The sequence below is a fragment of the Streptomyces nigrescens genome (assembly GCF_027626975.1).
In the GTDB taxonomy this organism is placed as follows: Bacteria; Actinomycetota; Actinomycetes; order Streptomycetales; family Streptomycetaceae; genus Streptomyces; species Streptomyces nigrescens.
The window spans coordinates 805714-826225 of sequence record NZ_CP114203.1 but is presented as its reverse complement, the minus strand read 5'-3'; the positions used below and the strand labels follow the sequence as shown (position 1 = coordinate 826225).

The 20512-nt window shown below is 69.4% G+C and carries 18 protein-coding genes; 9 read left to right on the top strand and 9 right to left on the bottom strand.

The features are described 5' to 3' along the window. Positions 1–9 precede the first annotated feature (9 nt). The 6 genes from STRNI_RS03775 to STRNI_RS03750 all read right to left on the bottom strand — a co-directional run bounded on the left by STRNI_RS03775 (position 10) and on the right by STRNI_RS03750 (position 6224). Positions 10–1086, bottom strand: a complete 1077-nt coding sequence (locus STRNI_RS03775; RefSeq protein ID WP_018092610.1) for a Leu/Phe/Val dehydrogenase — start codon at positions 1084–1086, stop codon at positions 10–12. Between the two features lie 84 nt (positions 1087–1170). Continuing rightward, on the bottom strand, positions 1171–1965 hold the full coding sequence (locus STRNI_RS03770; RefSeq protein WP_277410540.1) for a hypothetical protein: 795 nt from the start codon (positions 1963–1965) through the stop codon (positions 1171–1173). A 72-nt stretch (positions 1966–2037) separates the two neighbouring features. Further along, on the bottom strand, positions 2038–2775 hold the full coding sequence (locus STRNI_RS03765; RefSeq protein ID WP_093646688.1) for a Phenylacetic acid catabolic protein: 738 nt from the start codon (positions 2773–2775) through the stop codon (positions 2038–2040). A gap of 332 nt (positions 2776–3107) precedes the next feature. Further along, entirely contained in the window at positions 3108–3521 is a 414-nt protein-coding gene (locus STRNI_RS03760) for a PaaI family thioesterase (RefSeq protein ID WP_063822552.1), read from the bottom strand. Between the two features lie 40 nt (positions 3522–3561). Next, entirely contained in the window at positions 3562–4200 is a 639-nt protein-coding gene (locus STRNI_RS03755) for a LuxR C-terminal-related transcriptional regulator (protein ID WP_274739889.1), read from the bottom strand. A 764-nt stretch (positions 4201–4964) separates the two neighbouring features. Continuing rightward, on the bottom strand, positions 4965–6224 hold the full coding sequence (locus tag STRNI_RS03750; protein ID WP_277410539.1) for a DegT/DnrJ/EryC1/StrS family aminotransferase: 1260 nt from the start codon (positions 6222–6224) through the stop codon (positions 4965–4967). Positions 6225–6606: 382 nt separating this feature from the next. On the opposite strand from STRNI_RS03750, the gene gcl reads away from it, so the two are divergent. Continuing rightward, positions 6607–8388: a glyoxylate carboligase gene (gene gcl, locus STRNI_RS03745; protein WP_277410538.1), complete on the top strand. Its 1782-nt coding sequence runs from the start codon at positions 6607–6609 to the stop codon at positions 8386–8388. 145 nt (positions 8389–8533) lie between these two features. Then, the gene (locus STRNI_RS03740; RefSeq protein ID WP_277410537.1) at positions 8534–9430 is read left to right on the top strand and encodes a 2-hydroxy-3-oxopropionate reductase; all 897 of its coding nucleotides are present in this window, start codon (positions 8534–8536) and stop codon (positions 9428–9430) included. Positions 9431–9672: 242 nt separating this feature from the next. Here STRNI_RS03740 and STRNI_RS03735 read toward each other — a convergent pair whose 3' ends face one another. Then, positions 9673–10278 carry an HD domain-containing protein gene (locus tag STRNI_RS03735; protein ID WP_277410536.1) on the bottom strand — a complete coding sequence of 202 codons (606 nt, stop codon included), beginning with the start codon at positions 10276–10278 and terminating at the stop codon, positions 9673–9675. 172 nt (positions 10279–10450) lie between these two features. Between STRNI_RS03735 and STRNI_RS03730 the strand changes: the two genes are divergently transcribed. The 5 genes from STRNI_RS03730 (at position 10451) to STRNI_RS03710 (ending at position 14362) form a co-directional block, all read left to right on the top strand. Beyond that, positions 10451–10678, top strand: coding sequence for a hypothetical protein (locus STRNI_RS03730; protein ID WP_018092057.1), 228 nt, complete (start codon positions 10451–10453; stop codon positions 10676–10678). Positions 10679–10865: 187 nt separating this feature from the next. Next, entirely contained in the window at positions 10866–11081 is a 216-nt protein-coding gene (locus STRNI_RS03725; RefSeq protein WP_018092056.1) for a hypothetical protein, read from the top strand. Between the two features lie 391 nt (positions 11082–11472). Next, positions 11473–12993 carry an AlkA N-terminal domain-containing protein gene (locus tag STRNI_RS03720; RefSeq protein ID WP_277410535.1) on the top strand — a complete coding sequence of 507 codons (1521 nt, stop codon included), beginning with the start codon at positions 11473–11475 and terminating at the stop codon, positions 12991–12993. Continuing rightward, positions 12990–13514 carry a methylated-DNA--[protein]-cysteine S-methyltransferase gene (locus STRNI_RS03715; RefSeq protein ID WP_266439903.1) on the top strand — a complete coding sequence of 175 codons (525 nt, stop codon included), beginning with the start codon at positions 12990–12992 and terminating at the stop codon, positions 13512–13514. The genes STRNI_RS03720 and STRNI_RS03715 overlap by 4 nt, the downstream gene beginning before the upstream one ends. A 56-nt stretch (positions 13515–13570) precedes the next feature. Next, positions 13571–14362 carry a 2OG-Fe(II) oxygenase gene (locus STRNI_RS03710; RefSeq protein ID WP_277410534.1) on the top strand — a complete coding sequence of 264 codons (792 nt, stop codon included), beginning with the start codon at positions 13571–13573 and terminating at the stop codon, positions 14360–14362. A gap of 43 nt (positions 14363–14405) precedes the next feature. Here the strand turns inward: STRNI_RS03710 and STRNI_RS03705 are convergent, their stop codons facing one another. Continuing rightward, entirely contained in the window at positions 14406–15170 is a 765-nt protein-coding gene (locus tag STRNI_RS03705; protein WP_159484331.1) for an SDR family NAD(P)-dependent oxidoreductase, read from the bottom strand. A gap of 229 nt (positions 15171–15399) precedes the next feature. Beyond that, the gene (locus STRNI_RS03700; RefSeq protein ID WP_229837840.1) at positions 15400–16383 is read right to left on the bottom strand and encodes a ScbA/BarX family gamma-butyrolactone biosynthesis protein; all 984 of its coding nucleotides are present in this window, start codon (positions 16381–16383) and stop codon (positions 15400–15402) included. 175 nt (positions 16384–16558) lie between these two features. On the opposite strand from STRNI_RS03700, the gene STRNI_RS03695 reads away from it, so the two are divergent. Together STRNI_RS03695 and STRNI_RS03690 are read left to right on the top strand one after the other, a co-directional pair. Beyond that, positions 16559–17245, top strand: coding sequence for a ScbR family autoregulator-binding transcription factor (locus STRNI_RS03695; RefSeq protein ID WP_274739904.1), 687 nt, complete (start codon positions 16559–16561; stop codon positions 17243–17245). 616 nt (positions 17246–17861) lie between these two features. Then, complete coding sequence (locus STRNI_RS03690) at positions 17862–20435, top strand: MFS transporter (protein WP_277410533.1); 2574 nt, start codon at positions 17862–17864, stop codon at positions 20433–20435. Positions 20436–20512: the final 77 nt, after the last annotated feature.

Sequence of the window (20512 nt, the reverse complement as noted above, 5' to 3'; positions counted from 1 at the left end):
CGCGCCCGTTCACCGGCACCGCGGCGGCAGCCAGAACGACCGCACGCCCCGTACGGCCGCCAAACGGTCCCGCGCCATGCTGATCGCGGCGCCGGCGGTGCTGATGTTCAGGTTCTTCGCCCTGGTGAAGATCTCGACGAGCCGTTCCGGGATCAGCTGCGCGTCCTTCCTGACCCGGTTCATGTCATGGCCCGCGGGATGCAGCTCGTCGACCACCTGGATCAGGCCGAGTGCGTTGATCACGAAGTCCGGTGCGTACAGGATGCCGCGTGCCGCGAGCCGGTCCGCGATCACCGGTGCGGAGAGCTGGTTGTTGGCCCCGCCCGCAACGATCCGGCAGCGGAGGTTGTCCACCAGGTCGGCGTCGATGACGTTGCCGACCGCGTTCGGACTGAGGACGTCCACGTCGAGCAGGTAGAGCTTCTCCCGGCTCACGACCTCCGCCCCGCATGCCTCGGCCACCCGCTCGGCCTTCTCCTGGTCGATGTCGGCCACGGTCAGCCGCGCGCCGCCGTCCGCCAGGTGGCCCGCAAGCCGGGCTCCCACCTTGCCGACGCCGTCGATGGCGATATGGCGGCCTTCCAGGCTGTCGCTGCCGTCGAGGTACTCCAAGCAGGCCCGGATACCGAGGCTCACGCCGTAGGCGGTCATGGCACCCGATTCACCGGAGCCGCCCTCCTCGGTATCCAGACCGCGTATCCACTGGGATTCCTTGCGCATGACCCGGAGATCGGCGGTGGTGATGCCCATGTCGCAGGCAGCGATGAACCGTCCGGAGAGAGACTCGACCGCCTGCCCGAAAGCGCGGAGCAGCGCCTCCGACTTCTCGACGCCCGCACCACCGAAAATGACGGCCTTTCCGCCCCCGATATCGAGGCCCGCACAGGCCGCCTTGTATGTCATGGCACGGGAAAGACGTAACGCGTCGCCGATCGCCTGGTCGTCATCGCGGTACGGAAGATAGCGGACGCCGCCGAGTGCGGGGCCCAGCAGTGTCGAATGAAGGGCGATGACGCACCGGAGACCGCCGGGGCCGGAGCTGAAAAGAACCTGCTCGTGGCCGTCCATTTCCTTGAACACACTCATAACTCACCCCAGAATTCTGTCCATTGACAGCCGGGCCGGCGGCCCCGCCTTGTGGCGTGAACCGCCGGCCCGTCCGGCAGAGAATTATTCGGCCTGCTGCAGTCCGGATGCGAGCAGCGCCGCGTCCAGGACGTCCCACAGTGCGCACAGCGATGAGAGGAAGTCCTCCACACCCTGCTCTATCTGCTCGCTGTTCGAGGCGTCCATCACGGACGAGACAGCCTTGATCACATTTGCTTCGTGCTGCTGCTCGGCACCGTCGTCACCCCAGTGCTCCGCCATGTAATGCATTTCCGGCTCGTCGAGGTCGGCCTTGTAGTGGCCGGAATCGATGAGCGCGCGCTTCTCACCCGGGATCAGCGACTGGTTGGAGATGATCTCCAGCGCGAGCGCCGTGCCGAGGTTGCGGACGGTGGTCTCGGCGTCGGAGGAGAACCGGCGCCGGAACACCTCGATGGCGGCCGCCGCCTGAGGCGTCAGACCGGTCTCGCGGTCGTACCCCGGCAGCCCGGCGAGCAGCCGGTCCGACGAGCTCTTGAGCCATGCCTCGACCCGCGTCGTGTCGTAGACGTCGTCGAAGACCTGGGAACCGGTGCGGTTCACGATGTGGCCCGCCATCGTCGCGAGTTCGGGGCCGTGCCCGGACTCACTGTCGACGATCTCCTCGATGAGGAGGGCCTGTTCGTTCCAGCCGAGGCTGCGCAGGGCGGTGGGGAACTCGCCGCCGGGGCGGGTAGCGGCGCAGAACGACTGCACCTGGTGGAAGAGCGCGCCCGAGACCTCGGCGGACGGGGGCGTCGCGGCCCAGTGCTCGTAGAGCGGGTGGTCGAAGACGCGGTGCGTCTTGATCCGGTCGATCAGCGTGTCGGTCGTCGTCATCGATTCCTACTCCGGTGAGGTGGATGGTTCCGGTGAGGTGGATCGTGTGCGAGGAAGCCGGTCCGGCGCCGCTCAGGCGAACTGGAGCTGCGAGGGATCGACCTTGGGGACGGAGAAACCGATCTTCTCGATGTGCCCCGCGATCGCGGTCTTGTAGAGCTCGCGCAGCTCTCCGTTGTCGTTCTTACGCAGGCCCCACCGGACCGCGAGACGTCCGCGGCGGGAGTCGGGCCGCCCGAACATGTCCAGCGCCATCGGGTAGAACTTGTCCAGCGCCTTCTGGGCCCGGTCACGGGACTGCGCGCCGGCGTCGTACGACTCCTGCATCAGGCGCTTGCCGTAACCGAAGTGCCGGGCCTCCTCCTTGAGGATCGCGGCGGCCTCGGCACGCAGCGGCGCGTAGGTGCTGGTGGTCATCTCCTTGATCTGGAAATGTCCTTCGAGCTCGCAGAGGAAGCTGAATGCGGCGCGCTCCTCCCAGACGGTGAATTGCGTGGTCATGCTCTCGGCCGGGAAGTAACGCCGTTCTGCCACGGCCTGATTCACCATGTGTGAGGTGTCGACGCCGAGCGGGGTGAGCAGCTTGGCGAAGCGCCGGAAGTGGTCCACTTCTTCCATGGCGAACTTGAGGCACATATAGCGCTCGTCGGCGTTGGGAGCAAGCGGATAGAACGAGTCCACGTAGGTGTCGCCCGCGCTCAGCTCGCCTTCGCCGTTGGCGAGCATCTGATGTGTCAGCACCTCACGGTATTCCTCCGGGAGTTCACCGACGCTCTCCAGGTCCACAGTCTCCGAAAAGACGGTCCCCATACGAATTCTCCTCCGGGTAGCTGATGAAATTCAGCCTATTCGGGCAGTTCGCGGGGCCGGTAGGCCACGATGGGGCCGTATCTGCAGGGAACGAAGGGGGTAACCCGGTGGCTCTTTCGGGGTACTTCGTGGGGTACCTTCCGGGCCCGTACGCCGCGCCAGGCCCCCATAGGTCTCCGTCGGGACGCACGTGACCCCCTGCACCACACGCCGCTGTCGTGTGGTGCAGGGGGTCGCGGACGACACGTGTTCACGGATGGGCAGATGGGGCGGGCGAGTTGTCGCCGAGAAGGCCGCGGGGAAGGGGTCTTGGCCGGGAACCGACGGACTTCTCAGGCCACGTTCCGCTCCGGTGGCCGGATATAGGTCAGGGTGTGGTGGGAGACGAGCTTGCCGGCGGTGTCGGTCGTGTCGGCGGTGCCGTAGACGATCAGGCGGCCGGGCCGGACGATCGTCGACTCGCAGACCAGATCGGTGCGCGCCGGGCCGAGGAAACTCGTCGTCATCTGCTGGGTGACGGACGGATCGTCCTCGCCGAACAGCGACATGATCGCGATCCAGCAGGTCACATCGGCGAGCGTCATCGCGCACCCGCCCTGGAGGACGCCGCCGGGGCGGAAGAGTTCCGGGCGCTGGCGTAACGAGACCTTGGCCTGCCCCTTCCCGACGGCTTCCACCTTGAATCCCCACCAGGGGCCGAAGGGGCTGTTATCGAGGACGGCTTGAGCCGCGTCAATATCCATCATCGACGTAACATAGCAACGAATCAGGACCGTCGTGTGCCGCTCACCGCTTCGTGCCGTGCTGGGAGACGAGCAGCGCCGCTTCCACCCGGTTGGAAGCCGATAACTTGATCATTGCGCGATGCACATGTTTCTTGACGGTATTCTCCGCGATATGAAGAGTGGAACCGATCTGTTTGTTCGTCATGCCCGCGGCCAGTAGCAGCAGAACGTCGTTCTCTCGCGAGGTGAGACTCGAAATCGCTACCGAGGTCGATGACGTCGGATATTCGGTACTGATATCGGAAAGCCGGTCACGGGGAAGGAGATACACCGCACAGCCCCGGCTGACCAGGGTGATCACGCTGGCGAAGTCCTCCTGCAGGATTTCCAGGTCCATGAAACCGGCGACCTTGGCCCGTAAAGCGTCCTGGAGCGTGACGACGGAGTCGTGACAGCACAGGACGATGATCGAGGCATGCGCTCCGATCAATTGGACGAGACGGCGAAAGCTGTCACCCGTCAGTTTGCGAAGATTGAGCAGGACGATGTCGGGGTCCTCGCGGTCGACGGCGGTCACGACGCCTGCCGCGTCCTGCGCCACGCCGGCCACGTCAAGTCCGGGAGCTTCCCTGGTCATCGCCATGAGACCGGACCGGGTCACGACCTGGTCATCGGCGATCAGCAGTTGTATCTGAGCCATCTGCGGCGTCCTACTCCCCGAATGGCCGTCTGCGGACCTCTGTGGAGGGCCGGGTGCAGATACGACCACAAGATCGAATAAGGTCAGAATGCCGAACCGATAATGAGCTGCGTTTCCCCTTGATCAACGGGAAAACGCAGCAACGAGGTCAGGTCTCGGGACCGTCGGCATAGCGCAGTTCTTCAGAGAATGAAAGGGATTCAACGTGATCCGGCGCAGGTGAGGAACGGGTGCGCAGCAGGACGAAGGCTCAAGTGCGGGTTGACCGACTTGCCGCCTCCTCCGGATGCCGAACTTTGTCCGGATATCCCGTTACGTAAGCCGCTCCAGCTTCCCGTGGCCGGTGGAGAGCATCAGTCATGTGCGCGAGCATCTGCTTCACGCTCAAGGCGTATCCCCCCTCGGCTCGACGCTGGACGTACGCCGTAGCGTACATCACGGTATCCATCATGGGGAGATCTGAATGACATATGCCAGATCGGGCTATTGAGAGCGGCGCAACTCCGAACCGGCCAATTTTTCCGAAAACAATCGGTACCTCGTCCACCAGGAATGGTTCCCCCGTCTCTCGTGAAGAATCCGGCCATCATGCGCTCCGGCGGCCATGACGGTGCGGGCGAGGTCACGGCCGTACGCGGTGATCGACGGCGGCCGGGGGTACCTGTACGGCACCCGCACACCGCCCCGCGCGGCGGCTCAGGAGCAGTACGGATGGTCCCGCAGAATGCGCAGGGGCGCGCCCTTCCGTTCCCCTCCGCCGCGCCCTACCTCTGTCCGCAGACCGTCGCGGGCACCGCCGCCGGGACCGGCGCCCCGCCGTTCAGCTCTGCCAGAGATCCGTCCAACGCCTCGATGAGGTAGTCCTCTTGATGAGGCGTCAGCAGCGCATGGCAGGGGAGATTGAGGTGCTGTTCGAACCAGCTGCGTTCGGCGACCGGGCACTCGCCGCGCAGATGCCCGCGGTGGCGCCACTGCGGCAGCAGATGCTGGGGGAAGTAGCGCAGCTGGATCTCCACCCCCCTGCGGTCCAGGGCCAGGACGAGCCGGTCGCGCAGCTCCTGGTGGCCGGCGAAGCAGGTGTAGAGGTGGTAGGCGTGGGTGCTGTGCGCGGGCGCCGACTGCGGGGTGAGGAAGGGGTAGCGGGCGAGGACCTCGTCCAGCCGCCCGGCGAGCGCGCGGCGCTTCGCGGCGGCGGTCTCGACCCTGGCGAGCTGGGCCTGGCCGAGGGCCGCGGCCGCCTCCGTCATCGTCGCGTCGCTGCCGGGCCGCCGTACACAGCCGCGCTGGAGAGGCACGGTGTACGTGGCCCCCGCCGGCACGCCCGGCTCCGGCGCCCGGGCCACCCGGGGGTGCGCGGTGCGGGTGTCGGTGTCGTGGGCGCGTAGCCGGTGCAGCCGCTGGGCCCAGTCGTCCCGGTTACAGGTGATCAGACCGCCCTCGCCGAGCACGGTGCCGGCCCTGTCGTTGTGGAGGCTGAAGGCGGCGATGTCCGCCAGGGATCCGGGGCTTTGGCCGCGGTAGCGGGCGCCCAGCGCATGCACACAGTCCTCCAGCACCAGGAAGCCGTGTTGCCGGGCCAGTGCCATGACCGTGTCCATCTCGGCGGGGCAGCCGCCGTAGTGCACCAGCAGGAGGGCCCGGGTGCGCGGGGTGATCAGCGCCTCCAGCGCGGCCGGGTCCAGGTTGAGGGTGGTGGGGTCGATATCGCAGAACCGGACCCGTACGTCGTGGTCGAGCAGTGGCTGGACGGTGGCCCGGTGGGTCTGGGGGGTGGCGATCACCTCGTCGCCGGGGGCCAGGTCGAGCATCCGGATCGCCATGTGCAGGGCGACCGCTGCGCTGTTGACCGAGATCGCGTGCCGGCTGCCGACCGACTCGGCGAAGGAGCGCTCGAACCGTTCGCGCCGGGTGCCCGCCGGCAGCGGTGCGCTCTCGTGGACGAGGTCGGCCAGCACGGCGGCCTCGGCGCCGGTCGACATGCTGCCCCGCTTCCCCCAGGGCACGACGTAACTCTTGTCCAGCATCAGTTCCCCCCAGATCGTCTCTGGTGCACCAAAGAGGTGCGGTCCTATGACAGTCGAGGGGCGGCTGCCGGTGAAGAGTCAGCGGCGGTCAGCAAGGTCAGTTAGGTCAACTTGCGCAGCCCGGCGACGGGGCGGCCGCCTGGCGGTCAGGGCCCGCCCCGTCTGCCCTGTATGAACGCCCGGCCGGTAACTGGCCGGGCGTTCGCGTTGCCGTTCCACGAGGCCGCCCCGCGACCCCATGCGTCCCGCATCCCCTTGACGGCTGCATCGCCGCGTTCTACTTTCCTTCCATAAAGCAAAACATTAGTTCCACGATACGGAATTAACCCTCTCCGGCGCTGCGCTGGAGCTTGCCCGTGACAGGTCGACGCAGGAGTACTCGATGCCTCGAATGACAGCCGCCCGCGCCGCGGTGGAGATCCTCAAGCGGGAGGGCGTGGCCCACGCCTTCGGAGTGCCGGGTGCCGCGATCAACCCCTTCTACGCGGCGCTCAAGGGCGCGGGCGGGATCGATCACACGCTGGCGCGTCATGTCGAGGGCGCCTCGCACATGGCCGAGGGCTACACCCGGACCCATCCGGGCAACATCGGCGTCTGCATCGGTACCTCCGGCCCGGCCGGCACGGACATGATCACCGGCCTCTACTCCGCGATCGGTGACTCGATCCCGATCCTGTGCATCACCGGCCAGGCCCCCACCGCGGTGATCCAGAAGGAGGACTTCCAGGCCGTCGACATCGCCTCGATCGCCAAGCCGGTCACCAAGGCCGCCACCACGGTGATGGAGGCCGCGCAGGTCCCCGGTGTCTTCCAGCAGGCATTCCACCTGATGCGCTCCGGACGCCCCGGGCCGGTCCTCATCGACCTGCCGATCGACGTCCAGCTGACCGAGATCGACTTCGACCCCGAGACGTACGAGCCGCTGCCGGCCTTCAAGCCGGCCGCGACCCGCGCCCAGATCGAGAAGGCCCTCAAGCTCCTGAATGCGTCGGAGCGCCCGCTGATCGTCGCCGGCGGCGGCATCATCAACGCCGACGCCTGTGACCTGCTGGTGGAGTTCGCCGAGCTGACCGGCACACCGGTCGTTCCCACCCTGATGGGCTGGGGCATCCTCGCCGACGACCATGAGTTGAACGCCGGCATGGTCGGCCTGCAGACCTCGCACCGCTACGGCAACGCGAACTTCCTGGAGTCCGACTTCGTCCTCGGCATCGGCAACCGCTGGGCCAACCGCCACACCGGCAAGCTGGACGTCTACACCCAGGGCCGCACGTTCGTCCATGTCGACATCGAGCCGACCCAGATCGGCAAGATCTTCGCCCCGGACTACGGCATCGCCTCGGACGCCAAGGCCGCGCTGGAGCTGTTCGTCGAGGTGGCCAGGGAGCTCAAGGCCGCCGGCAAGCTGCCCGACCGCGGCGACTGGGCGGCCGCCACCCAGGAGCGCAAGGCCCAGCTGCAGCGCCGTACGCACTTCGACAACATCCCGATGAAGCCGCAGCGCGTCTACGAGGAGATGAACAAGGCCTTCGGCCCGGAGACCCGCTACGTCACCACCATTGGCCTCTCCCAGATCGCCGGCGCGCAGATGCTGCACGTCTACAAGCCGCGCCACTGGATCAACTGCGGCCAGGCCGGCCCGCTCGGCTGGACCATCCCGGCCGCGCTGGGCGTCGCCACCGCCGACCCGGAGACCCCGGTCGTCGCGCTCTCCGGTGACTACGACTTCCAGTTCATGCTCGAAGAGCTGGCCGTCGGCGCCCAGCACCAGATCCCGTACATCCATGTCCTGGTGAACAACGCCTACTTGGGGCTCATCCGTCAGGCGCAGCGCAACCTCGACATCAACTTCCAGGTCAACCTGGAGTTCGAGAACATCAACTCGCCGGAGCTGGGCGTCTACGGCGTGGACCACGTCAAGGTCGCCGAGGGCCTGGGCTGCAAGGCCGTCCGGGTCACCGACCCGAGCCAGCTGGGCGCCGCCTTCGAGGAGGCCAAGAAGCTGGCCGCCGAGCACCGCGTCCCGGTCGTCGTCGAGGCCATCCTGGAGCGGATCACCAATATCTCGATGAGCGGTTCCGACATCGCCAGCGTCAACGAGTGGGAGGACATCGCGACCGAGCCCGGTCACGCGCCCACCGCGATCAAGCCGCTCAAGGTCTGACGCCGGACCGGCGCCGGACTCGATCCGGACGGTGTGCCGGGCGCGGTGTGCACGCCCGCGCCCGGTGCGCCGCCCCTCCCGTCAAGACCCGGACGGCGCTCGTCCGCCGCCGTCTTCCCCTTCTGCGATGTGAAAGAGGCACCTCATGAGCAATCTTCCCAAGATCGCGTGGATCGGTCTGGGCATCATGGGCTCGCCCATGGCCGAGAACCTGATCAAGGCCGGCTACTCGGTGACCGGCTACACCCTGGAGGCCGACAAGCTGGAGCGGCTCGCCAAGAACGGCGGCCACGCGGCCGGCTCGATCGCCGAGGCCGTCACCGACGCCGACGTCATCATCACCATGGTCCCGGCCTCCCCGCAGGTCGAGGCCATCGCCTACGGCCCCGACGGCATCCTGGCCCACGCCCGCCGCGGCGCCCTGCTGATCGACATGTCCTCGATCACCCCGCAGACCTCCATCGACCTCGCCCACGCCGCCGCCGACAAGGGCATCCGCGTCCTGGACGCCCCCGTCTCCGGCGGCGAAGCCGGCGCCATCGAAGCGGTCCTGTCCATCATGGCCGGCGGCGAACAGGCCGACTTCGACGCCGCCCGCCCCCTCCTGGAAACCCTCGGCAAAACGATCGTGCGCTGCGGCCCCCACGGCTCCGGCCAGACCGTCAAGGCCGCCAACCAGCTCATCGTCGCCGTCAACATCCAGGCCTGCGCCGAAGCCGTCGTCTTCCTGGAGAAGTCCGGCGTCGACCTGCCCGCCGCCCTCGACGTCCTGGGCGGCGGACTGGCCGGCTCCACCGTCCTGGCCCGCAAGAAGGACAACTTCACCACCCGCGACTTCCGCCCCGGCTTCCGCATCGACCTGCACCACAAGGACATGGGCATCGTCACCGACGCCGCCCGCGCCGTCGGCGCCGCCCTGCCCGTCGGCACCGTCGTCGCCCAACTCGTCGCCGCCCTCCGCGCCCAGGGCGACGGCGGCCTCGACCACTCCGCCCTCCTCCGCGGCGTCGAACGCCTCTCCGGACACACCACCGAGAACTGAGCCCGACGTCCGCTCGGGCGGGCGACGAGCGGCGAGCGGCGGCGAGAGTGGCCGCTGGCGTGACGACCGTCACGTCTGCGTGTGGAACGCCAAGCTGTTGTTCACCGTTCAAATGGGTGTGGGTGTTGCACACCCCTCCCGAGCCGCCCCGGCCAGCGTCCCCCCGTCTGGCCGGGGCTTCCTCATGCCGCTGCCGCCGACTGTACTGTCCGGCAGGCCTCGTACGGCACCGGGTAGGCCCGCTACACGCCGGGCGCATCCAGCGGATTGGCGGAGATCCGCGCGGCGATGCCCTGGCGGACCGAGGCCGCCGCGGAACTGTCCGGCTTGCGCTCGGCCTGGTTCCGGAAGCACGCCAGGAACTCCTCGCCGAGGCCGAGCCGCGGATAGCGCGCCAGCACCTCGGTGCGGAGGTCGGCCGGCAGGGCGTCGGGACGCTGCCCGGAGATGTCCAATGAGGTGGAGAACACCAGCAGATGTGCCTCCGGATCCAGTGCCACCTCCACGGCGTCCCACATATGCCGGACGATCACTTCGGACGCCCGTACCCGCCGCTCCACCGGCCACCCGGCGCCCGCCCCGAACACCCACGCCACATGGCCACCCGCCTCCTCGAAGGGCACGGTGTGGCTGTCGAACTCCTTCACCAGCCCGATGTCGTGGAACATGGCCGACACATAGAGGAGTTCCGGATCGAAGGCGATGTCGTGGGCCGAGGCATAGCCGGCCGCCCAGAGGTATGCCCGCACGGAATGGTTCAGCAGCGCGGGCGAGCAGTAGGCACTCGCCACCTCCAGCGCGGCACGGCAGGCCCGGGTATCGGGAATCACAAGATCATCCATGGTCATGGCCGCGATTGTCGCGTACGGCCCGGTCGCCGGTCGAGGTCACGGGCGGGCTTGCAGGCCGCGCGTCAGGCGCAGGCGACGCCGGTGGGCGGGCGCACCGCGACGGCGGAGGGGTGACGCTCACGGCGGCTGCCGAAATGCGCGAGCGCGGAGCCCAGCGCACGCTGGAGGCATGACCGAGCATCCGCCTGTCATCGTGCACCCGCCGACGCCGTCCGGCGGCCGACGGGTGACCGTGCGTGGGCAGATCGTCGGCCTGGCCCATGGCCGCGGCGATGTTGCTGAATTCCTCCGCCGCGCGGGCGTCGCCAGTCCGGCCGGGGACATCGAGCTGGACGACCCCCGCCTCGTCGAATGGCGCGGTGGCTCGCTGGACGACTGGCCGATGCCACCGCCTTGAACGGCGGGGCCGGTCGGCTGTTGGGGCGGCTGCCGTACGAGGCGGAACGACGCGCACGCACGCCATCGTCAGTCGTGGCCGTAGCCGTAGCCGTAGCCGTAGCCGTACCGTGCCGTAGCCGGGCCTTCTCCGCATTCGTGGCCGCCTCTCGGTGCCGCTGGGCAGGGGGATACGCTGACGAGCGACGATGGGCAGGCCGTCGGCCGGTGAGCTGACGGCAGGAGAGCGGGAGCACGGCGTGAGCGACGACGGGGACAACGGGACCAGCGACGACGGCGGGTACTCGCCGCTGAGGGGCGGGTCGGGGGGTTCTTCGGACTTGAACGTCCTGCGGAGGGCGATGCGCTGGGAGACCTTCGCGCTGGTCGCGTTCCTGGTGATCCTCGCGATAGTGGCGTCGTAGGGCCGTTTCGACGCGGCGGAACTCCCCAATTCGGGTATATCCCCTGGGAGCCCACGCCGGACGATCCAGCCGGGCGCCCGCACGAGGCTCTCTCCCCGGGGGCCGTAAGCCTGAACTCCCGTACTGCTAAAGGCTGTTGCCTGCCGGACCGCCGGTGTGCCGCACGTTCGTGCCGCGCTCCCGCGGCAGATCCGCAGCTACGAGCCGGGGACGCGAGCCGGGTACCCGAGCCCGCACGCCCGCTGCCTCCAGCAAGACCACGCCCGCTGCCTCCCCCAAGACTGTGCGGCCCCGCCGCACCGCCCGGCCCCACAGCGCCCCCCACGCCCCGAACGCTCCGTCCGATTTCCGCCAGCACCGCCGCCTGACCTGCTGCACAGTGGACTCTGTGATGAACGAGGACAGCAGGTACGAGGCGGTGCGCAGCAGGGACGCCAGATTCGACGGCGCCTTCTTCTTCGCGGTGTCCACGACCGGGATCTACTGCCGGCCGAGCTGTCCCGCGACCACGCCCCGACGCCGGAATGTCGCCTTCTTCCCGACCTCGGCGGCCGCCCAGGGCTCCGGCTTCCGGGCCTGCCGGCGCTGCCGCCCCGATGCGGTGCCCGGCTCGGCGGAGTGGAATGCCCGTGCCGATCTCGTCGGACGGGCGATGCGGCTGATCAGTGAGGGTGTGGTCGACCGGGAAGGCGTCCGCGGTCTGGCCGCCCGGCTCGGCTACAGCGCCCGGCAGGTCCAGCGCCAGCTGAACGCCGAGCTGGGCGCCGGGCCCGTGGCCCTGGCGCGGGCACAGCGTGCCCACACCGCCCGGGTCCTGCTGCAGACCACCGGACTGCAGGCGGCCGAGATCGCCTTCGCGGCGGGCTTCGCCAGCGTGCGGCAGTTCAACGACACCATCAAGGAGATCTACGCCCTCACCCCGAGCGGGCTGCGCGCCGCCCGCCCCGGCAAGGGCACCCGATTCGGACCGGTCGCGCCGCCCACCACTCCAGGGGTGCTGCCGCTGCGGCTGGCCTTCCGCGGGCCGTATGCGGCGCGGCAGCTCTTCGACCACCTCCAGCGGCGCGCGATCACCGGTGTCGAGGAGGTCAGCGGCGAGCCCGGTGCCCGTACCTACCGGCGCACCCTGCGGCTGCCGCACGGAACCGGGATCGCCGAGGTCGACGAGGCGGCCGGCGACGGCTGGCTGGACTGCCGGCTGCGCCTGACCGAGCTGCGGGACCTCACCACCGCGAGCCAGCGGGTGCGCCGCCTCTTCGATCTGGACGCCGATCCGTACGCGGTCGCCGAGCGGCTCGGGGCGGACTCCGTACTGGCGCGGCTGGTGGACGGCTGCCCCGGACTGCGCTCCCCGGGCGCTCCCGCCCCGGACGAGCTCGCCGTCCGTGCCGTACTCGGACAGCAGGTCTCGGTCGCGGCCGGCCGTACGCTCGGTGGCGCCCTGGTCGCCGCCCACGGAGAACCGCTGCCCGAGCCGGCCGGTGCGCTCACCCACCTCTTCCCCCGCATCGAGGACCTGGCGCAGGCCACCCTCACCGAGCTCGGGATGCCCGAGTCGCGGCGGGCGACCCTGCGTACCCTGAGCTCCGCACTCGCCGACGGCACGGTCGTCCTGGACGCCGGAGCCGACCGTGACGAGGCCGAACGCGCGCTCCTCGGGCTGCGCGGCATCGGTCCGTGGACCGCCGGATACATCCGGATGCGTGCCCTCGGGGACCCCGATGTCCTGCTGACCGGCGATGCGGCCGTACTGGCCGGCATGCGCCGGGCCGGAGTCCCGACGGCAGGTCTGAACGAGCGGGCGACATCCTGGCGCCCCTGGCGCTCGTACGCGATGCACCACTTCTGGAACGCGCCGGCCACGGAGCCGGCGAACCCCCGCCCCACCACCACGGAAAGCACCGGACCATGACGCTCTACACCACCCTCGACAGCCCGCTGGGCGAACTCCTGCTGGTGGGCGAGGAATCGGCCACAGCCCCGGGCGGCCTCGCGCTCGCCTCGCTGTCCGTGCCCGGACAGAAGGGCGGGGCGACCGTCCAGGACGGCTGGACGTACGCCCCCGCCGCCTTCGCCGACATCGCCCACCAGCTCCGCGCCTACTTCGACGGGAAGCTGACCCGCTTCGGCATCGCCTACGCCCCCGCCCGGGGAACGGACTTCCAGCGGCGGGTGTGGCAGGCGCTGGAGGCCATCCCGTACGGCACCACCACCACGTACGGGAAGATCGCCGCCGATATCGGTGCTGCGCGGGGTGCGGTGCGCGCCATCGGAACGGCGATCGGCGCGAACCCGCTGCTCGTCGTCCGGCCCTGCCACCGTGTGATCGCCGCGGACGGTTCCCTTTCGGGTTACGCGGGCGGGCCCGTACGCAAACGGCAGCTCCTCGGCATTGAGGGCGCCCTCCCCGATGTCACGCCGGATGCCCTCTGAGCCGCCCCGCGCCGCCCGCGATCGCCGGGCGCCGCCCCGCCCCACTGGAGCGCTCCATGACCACCACGACCACTGCAACCACCACGACCACCAAGCGCCACGCCCGCGCCGCCACGCTCGCCCAGCGCGTCGCCGCCGCCGACTGGACGGCGCTGGCCGAGGAACTCAACACTGTGGGCTGCGCGGTGACCCCACGTCTGCTCAGCCCGGCGGACTGCCGCGCCCTCAGCGCGCTGTACGACGAGCCGGCCTCGGACCACGGCGCGGCATCCGGCAACCGTGCCCGCTTCCGCTCGACCATCGACATGGCACGGCACCGTTTCGGCTCGGGCCAGTACCGCTACTTCGCCGACCCGCTCCCCGAACCGGTCCAGGCACTGCGCGAGGCGTTCTACCCGCACCTGCTGAAGACCGCCCGCGACTGGGCGGACAAGCTCGGCAGACCGGCCCCCTGGCCGGACACCCTGGAGGAGTGGCTGACCCTGTGCCACGAAGCCGGGCAGACCAAGTCCGCACAGATTCTGCTGCGTTACGGGGAGGGCGACTGGAACGCGCTGCACCGGGACATCTTCGGGGAGATGGTCTTCCCCCTCCAGGTGGTCATCGGCCTGGACGAGCAGGGCACCGACTACACCGGAGGGGAATTCCTCCTCGTCGAGCAGCGGCCGCGCGCCCAGTCCCGCGGCACCACCACCGTCCTGCCGCAGGGCCACGGCCTGATCTTCACCACCCGCGACCGCCCCGTACGCTCCGCCCGAGGCTGGTCGGCAGGCCCCGTACGCCACGGTGTGAGCACCGTCCGCTCCGGCCGGCGGCACTCCCTGGGCCTGGTATTCCACGACGCCTGACGACGCCGTCGCCCGCGCCCGCCCAGGGCGGTGCCCGGCGGCGTCAGAGCATGGAGCCGCCGGTGACGTCGAAGCGCTGGCCGGTGATCCAGCGGGAGTCGTCCGAGGCGAGGAACGCGGCGACGTCGGCGATGTCCTGGGGCTTGCCGATCCGGTTGAACACCGAATAGGCCGCCAGCGCGGCCCGCCCCTCAGGCGTCGCCCGCCGCGTCGCGGTCACATCGGTCTCGACCCAGCCGGGGGCGATGGTGTTCACCGTGATCCCGCGGGCACCGAGGTCCTTGGCGAGGGCCAGGGTGAGGGTGTCCATCCCGCCCTTGGAGATGCTGTAGGCGATCTGCGAGGGGTGCGCCGTACTCGTCACCGCCGATGAGATGTTGATGATGCGTCCGCCGTCCCGCATCCGCCGCAGACCGTGCTGGGCGAGGAAGAACGGGGCCTTGATGTTCACCGCGATGGTGCGGTCGAACTCCTCGGGGGTCACCTGGTCTATGCGCCCGGGGAAGTTGAGCGCTGCGTTGTTGACGAGAATGTCGAGCCCGGGTTCCGCACCAGAGGCGGCGAGTTCGGTGTCGAAGGCGGCGAAGAGGGCTTCGGCATCACCGAGAACTCCCAGTTCCGCGCCCACGATGAAGGCCCGTCCACCCGCTGTGGTGATGCTCTCCGCCGTTTCCTTGGCCGCGGTGTCATTGCTGCCGTAGTGGACGGCTACCAGTGCACCGTCCTTGGCGAGGCGCTGGGCGATGCTCCGGCCGATACCCCGGCTGGATCCCGTCACCAGCGCGGTCTTTCCGTTGAGGTCACCCATGAGTGTGATTGGCCTTCCGTGTAACTGCGGCGGTCCTGCTGCCGCCGTGGACCTTCAATTGCCGTGTTGTGCCGTGTTGTGCCGTGTTGTGCCGTGGTGCGGCTGCCGGGGCCGGCCGTACCTGCCTCAAGAGCCGCTACGGCTCAGACCCGCGGTGGCCGATCGCGCGGTGCGGCGGCCATGACCTGCGGATGCCTGTCGTGACGCAGGCGGCTCGTGAGCAGTGTGCTCAGTCCCGGGTTTCCAGCGCTGTCAGGGTGGAGAGGAACACCGGCCGGCCGTCCTGGGAGCCGGTGACCTGGACCGTCGTGGTGCAGGGGAGCGCGGACGGGAGGCGGTGCGCCTCGATGACGCAGGGAATGCCGTGCTCGGCGTAACGGCGGAATTCCGTACCGAAGGCGTACGGCACGAAGGCCTGGGGCGCGGTGAGCGCGCGGGCCGCCTGCTGCGCGGCGTCGAGCAGCAGCATTCCCGGAATGTGGTCGTTCGCCGGGTTCACCATCGCGGCATGGCCGGGCACGATACGCAGCTGCCAGCGGTCGGGCCGGGCGGTGGGGGAGAGCAGGACATCGCTGTCATGGGCGCTGCCGGTCAGTTGGTGCGGTACGGCTGTGGGGGGCGGGCCGAGCGGTCGGCGTGCGGCTAGCCGGTCGCCGCGGATCCGGCGGTAGACGGCGGGGGAGGTGACGGTCACGTCGGAGTGGCCGGTCGCGACGATCCGGCCCGCCTTGCGGATGGTCATGTCGAAGTGCCCGCTGGTGAGCGTGCCTGCCCGCATCCGCATCCGGCTGCAGGTGACATCGATCGACAGCCGGGTGGGGCCGCTGCCAACGACCAGGTGCTCGGGGTGGGTTGTATATACCAGGTCCCCGAGAATGAAGTGATGGCCGACCGGTACGCCGAGTTCGGTGTGACACAGCAGCAGCCCGGCCTGGCGAATGGTCTCGCCGGTGAGAATGAGATGGTGACGGCCATGGACCGGAGTGAAATACCCGTGATCGTGCGGCCACTGTGCGGTCAGCGAGAAGTGGGAGTCGTCCCGGCGATGCCATGAGGTGACCAGAATGTCGTCGATGAAGGGACGGTGCACGAATTCCCGTGGGACACCGGGGTCGCGGCGATAATCGGCGGTGCTGTGGTGGTTCCGCTTCGGCTGCGTCTGATGTGGAGCCCTGGGTTGAACAGCGCCGCTGACGTGCATCGTGTCGCTCATGACTGCCCCCAGGCGTCTCAATGGGATGAGGTCCGGCGCTGTTAAGATACGTACCATCCGGTTTTATTTTCAATGCCGGGCGGCGAAACGGAGCAAGTAGCTGGTCCAGGCGCGACTTGAGCGGTAGCTAACTGATGCGGAACGTGAAAATACATCGAGAGACAGGAGGCGTCCTGTGGCGCAACAGGACCGCGCGATCCGGACCCGGCGACTGATCTTGGAGGCGGCCGCATCGGTCTTTGACGACCTCGGCTACGACCGCGCGACCATCGCCGAAGTCCTGGAGCGCGCCGGCGTGACCAAGGGCGCCTTGTACTTCCACTTCGCCTCCAAGGAGCAGCTCGCGCTCGCGGTACTTGACGAGCATGTGCTGGACATCGCGGTGGAGCCGCAGAAGATCAAGCTGCAGGAGTTCGTCGACGCGGGGCAGGTGCTGGCATACCGGCTGCGCAGTGACCCGATCCAGCGCGGGGCGGCCCGGCTGGCGGTCGAGCAAGGCTCCAACCACCTTGACCGCAAGCAGTCGATGCTCGCCTGGACCCGGTTCGTCGTGGAGTTGCTGGATCAGGCGCGGGACCGCGGCGAGATCATGGAGAGCGTCGTCGTGCCTGAGACCGCCGAGCTCTTCGTCGGAGCCTTCGCCGGCCTGCAGTTGATGTCACATGCGCTGACCAATCAGGCCGACCTCAGCCAGCGCCTGACCATTTTCTTCCAGCACACTCTCCCCAGCATCGCGGTGCCGGCCATCCTCGCCAAGCTCAATCTGGACCCGGAGCGCGGGGCGAAACTCGATGCCGCCCTGCAGGGGAAGGCCCTGGCGGATGTCGCGGCCGATGCCGAGGCCGGCGTTCCCACGCGGTGAGCCCGGCCGGCCGGGAGCCGGGCCGGGGCGGGCTGTTCAGCACCTTGAGAGCGGGGTGAAAACATACCGCGCAGACGGTGTTGAATGGTGAAGTGTGAGCAAGTGGTGGATAACTTGTGCAGGTCAGAGGCGTCGCGGAAGGGTCGCGGCGCCTCTCGCCGTTGACGGGTAACGGGTACGGCAGTGCATGAGCAGTCGTGAGCGGTGGTGGCGGGGTGGTGGCCGCTGTCGCGCGGGATTGTCAGTGGCGTGCGGTTCACTGGATTCAGCGGGTTCAGTGGGCTCGGTGGGCTCGGTGGATTCCGCATCGAAGGCGGGGCGAGGGGGAGGTTCGATGGGCGGGGCGGGGGAGAGTAGCGGGCGGGGCGGCGTGAGGCAGGTCACGGCCGCCGGGGCGAGACGCGGGGCCGCGCGGCGGAATAGGACTCCCGGATAAAACGTTCGCCATGCACGTATCAGTCTTGTACGTATCGGACTGCCCTCTGTTCACGGCCTGACGTGCCCATGCCCGCAGACGACGCCCGATGCCCGAACGCCTGCCGCTCACCCCTGCTTCGCCACCCCCTGGCGACACCCACCCACCACACTCACCTCTGCCGCCCTGGAGGCCGCGCGTATGAACCGGACGACGACGGACCAGCTTCCCGAAAGGACCGTGGGCACCCCAGCCGTGCCCCCGGTGTCCGACCCGGCAGTGGTTGGGAAGCGCAGATCCTCCGGCGGCGTCGTCCCGGTCCTCGCCTTCTCCGGCATTGTCGTCGCGGTGATGCAGACGCTGCTCGTGCCGGTCATCAAGGACCTGCCGGTGCTGCTCAACACCACGGCAGGCAACGCCACTTGGGTCATGACGGCCACCCTCCTCGCCGGTGCCGTCTCGACTCCCATCATGGGGCGCCTCGGTGACCTGTACGGGAAGCGGCGGATGCTGCTGACCAGCCTCGCGGTCATGGTCGTCGGCTCGCTGATCTGCGGCTTCACCAGTGACCTGGTCACCATGATCGTGGGCCGGGCGCTGCAGGGCTTCGCCATGGGCGCGATTCCGCTCGGCATAGGCATCATGCGCGACGAGCTGCCGCGCGAACGGCTCGGCTCGGCCATGGGTCTGATGAGCTCATCGATCGGCGTCGGCGGCGGGCTCGCACTGCCGGCCGCGGCTCTGGTCGCCCAACACGCCGACTGGCACGCCCTGTTCTTCGGCGCCGCCGGGCTCGGCGTGCTGTCGATGCTGCTCACGCTCCTCGTCGTACCGGAGACCGCGGTACGGGCCCAGGGGCGGTTCGACGTGGCGGGCGCCATCGGGCTGTCGGCCGGTCTGGTGGCTCTGCTGCTGCCCCTCACCAAGGGCAGTGACTGGGGCTGGGGTTCGCCGACGACCCTCGTACTCTTCGGTGTTGCGGTCCTGATCCTGGTCCTGTGGGGCGTGATGGAGCTGCGTCTCGCCGATCCGCTGGTCGACCTGCGGACCACCGCACGTCGTGAGGTGCTGCTGACCAACCTCGCATCGATCACGGTCGGTGTGGCGTTCTATGCGATCTCCCTGGTGCTGCCGCAGCTGCTGCAACTGCCCACGTCGACCGGCTACGGCCTGGGCCAGTCGATGGTGGTGGCCGGGCTGTGCATGGCGCCGCTGGGCCTGACGATGATGTTCGTCGCGCCGCTGTACGCGCGGATCGCCGCGCGGCGCGGCCCCAAGGTCTCGCTGCTGCTCGGCATGCTGGTCATCGCGATCGGCTACGGCGCGGGCATCGGCCTGATGAATGCCGCCTGGCAGACCGTCATCATCGCGGTGGTCGTGGGCGCCGGTATAGGCCTGGCCTACTCCTCGCTGCCCGCGCTGATCATCGGTGCCGTCGACGCCTCGGAGACCGGCGCCGCCAACGGTCTGAACACCCTGATGCGCTCCATCGGCACCTCCGTGTCCAGCGCGGTGATCGGCATGGTGCTGGCCCATATGTCCAAGAGCGTGGGACCGGTGACGGTGCCCACGATGGCCGGCTTCCGGGTCTCTTTCCTCATTGCCACTGCCGCGGTTCTCATCGGCGTAGCCCTGGCGTCCTTCCTGCCGTCACAGCGGAAGGCGTCCCGCCCGACCCTGGTCGCGCAGAGCACCGACGGAGAGGCGGCGGACGCAGCCGACACCGACGGTGCGCGGGGTGCGGCGCGGCCGGCGGCGGAGACCGCTGCGCCGCTCGCCGCCACGCTCCCCGCACCTGCTGACGCGCCCGCACCCGCTGCCCCGGCCGCAGTGGCTGTAGCAGCCGAACCGGCCGAACTGACTGCATCGGCCGGGCAGTTGGCCCCGCTGGTGAAGCCGGCACCGTCCTGGGCGCAGCCGGTGACCGAACGGCACACGGCCCCCGCGCGGCCCGCCCCCGACGCGACGACTGCCGGTGCCGGAGCCGTTGCCGATGCCGACGCCGCCGGCTTCCGGGGCCGGGTGGTGGACACCTCCGGCGGCCCGGTTCCCGGCGCAAGCATCACCCTGATCGACCGGCAGGGCCGCCAGGCCGGCGTCACCGCGGCCGACGCCGACGGCCGCTACGCACTCGACGCCTCCTCGGCCGGCATCTACGTCCTCACGGGCGCCGCGCCCGGCCACACCCCGTACGCGGCCTCCGCCACGTACCACGGCAAGGGCGGTTCGACCCGGGTCGACCTGATCCTCGCACCCACCGGCCGACTGGGCGGCACCTTGCTCGGCGGCGCCGAAGGCACCCCGCTGGCCGGCGGGAGCATCGTCGTCACCGATGCCGAAGGCATCGTGGTGACCCGTACGACATCCGGTGCCGAGGGGAGTTGGCACGTCCCCCAACTGCCGCCCGGCCACTACACCCTGGTCCTCAGCGCCGTAGGCCATCAGCCGCAGGCCCGCGCCATGGAACTGTCCGGCGGCGCACCGGAACGGCAGGACGCCCGCCTCCAGCCGATGGCCACGGTCCGCGGCACCGTACGGGGCCCGGGCGGTCGACCGCTCACCGATGCCGCCGTGACCCTCGTCGAGGACGGCACGGTCGCCGGACACACCGTCACCGGGCCGGACGGCGCCTTCGCCTTCTCCGACCTGAGAGGCCGGCACTACACCCTCACCGCGGCCGGCTACCCGCCGCACTCCGCCCCGATATCCCTCACCGCGGGTGCCAGCGAAACCCTCGATCTGGAGCTCGCCCAGCGACCGACAGCCGCCGGCTGAGCTGCTCCGGCCCACCAGGCACCGCAGTCAGCTGCCCGCCGGTCCGCTGGCCCGCTGCCGGTCCGGTTCCGGTTCGC

Excerpts from the sequence above, each read along its gene's own strand:
- STRNI_RS03775 (WP_018092610.1), bottom strand. The coding sequence starts at position 1,086 with ATGAGTGTGTTCAAGGAAATGGACGGCCACGAGCAGGTTCTTTTCAGC.
- STRNI_RS03770 (WP_277410540.1), bottom strand. The coding sequence starts at position 1,965 with ATGACGACGACCGACACGCTGATCGACCGGATCAAGACGCACCGCGTC.
- STRNI_RS03765 (WP_093646688.1), bottom strand. The coding sequence starts at position 2,775 with ATGGGGACCGTCTTTTCGGAGACTGTGGACCTGGAGAGCGTCGGTGAA.
- STRNI_RS03760 (WP_063822552.1), bottom strand. The coding sequence starts at position 3,521 with ATGATGGATATTGACGCGGCTCAAGCCGTCCTCGATAACAGCCCCTTC.
- STRNI_RS03755 (WP_274739889.1), bottom strand. The coding sequence starts at position 4,200 with ATGGCTCAGATACAACTGCTGATCGCCGATGACCAGGTCGTGACCCGG.
- STRNI_RS03750 (WP_277410539.1), bottom strand. The coding sequence starts at position 6,224 with ATGCTGGACAAGAGTTACGTCGTGCCCTGGGGGAAGCGGGGCAGCATG.
- gcl (WP_277410538.1), top strand. The coding sequence starts at position 6,607 with ATGCCTCGAATGACAGCCGCCCGCGCCGCGGTGGAGATCCTCAAGCGG.
- STRNI_RS03740 (WP_277410537.1), top strand. The coding sequence starts at position 8,534 with ATGAGCAATCTTCCCAAGATCGCGTGGATCGGTCTGGGCATCATGGGC.
- STRNI_RS03735 (WP_277410536.1), bottom strand. The coding sequence starts at position 10,278 with ATGACCATGGATGATCTTGTGATTCCCGATACCCGGGCCTGCCGTGCC.
- STRNI_RS03730 (WP_018092057.1), top strand. The coding sequence starts at position 10,451 with ATGACCGAGCATCCGCCTGTCATCGTGCACCCGCCGACGCCGTCCGGC.
- STRNI_RS03725 (WP_018092056.1), top strand. The coding sequence starts at position 10,866 with ATGGGCAGGCCGTCGGCCGGTGAGCTGACGGCAGGAGAGCGGGAGCAC.
- STRNI_RS03720 (WP_277410535.1), top strand. The coding sequence starts at position 11,473 with ATGAACGAGGACAGCAGGTACGAGGCGGTGCGCAGCAGGGACGCCAGA.
- STRNI_RS03715 (WP_266439903.1), top strand. The coding sequence starts at position 12,990 with ATGACGCTCTACACCACCCTCGACAGCCCGCTGGGCGAACTCCTGCTG.
- STRNI_RS03710 (WP_277410534.1), top strand. The coding sequence starts at position 13,571 with ATGACCACCACGACCACTGCAACCACCACGACCACCAAGCGCCACGCC.
- STRNI_RS03705 (WP_159484331.1), bottom strand. The coding sequence starts at position 15,170 with ATGGGTGACCTCAACGGAAAGACCGCGCTGGTGACGGGATCCAGCCGG.
- STRNI_RS03700 (WP_229837840.1), bottom strand. The coding sequence starts at position 16,383 with ATGAGCGACACGATGCACGTCAGCGGCGCTGTTCAACCCAGGGCTCCA.
- STRNI_RS03690 (WP_277410533.1), top strand. The coding sequence starts at position 17,862 with ATGAACCGGACGACGACGGACCAGCTTCCCGAAAGGACCGTGGGCACC.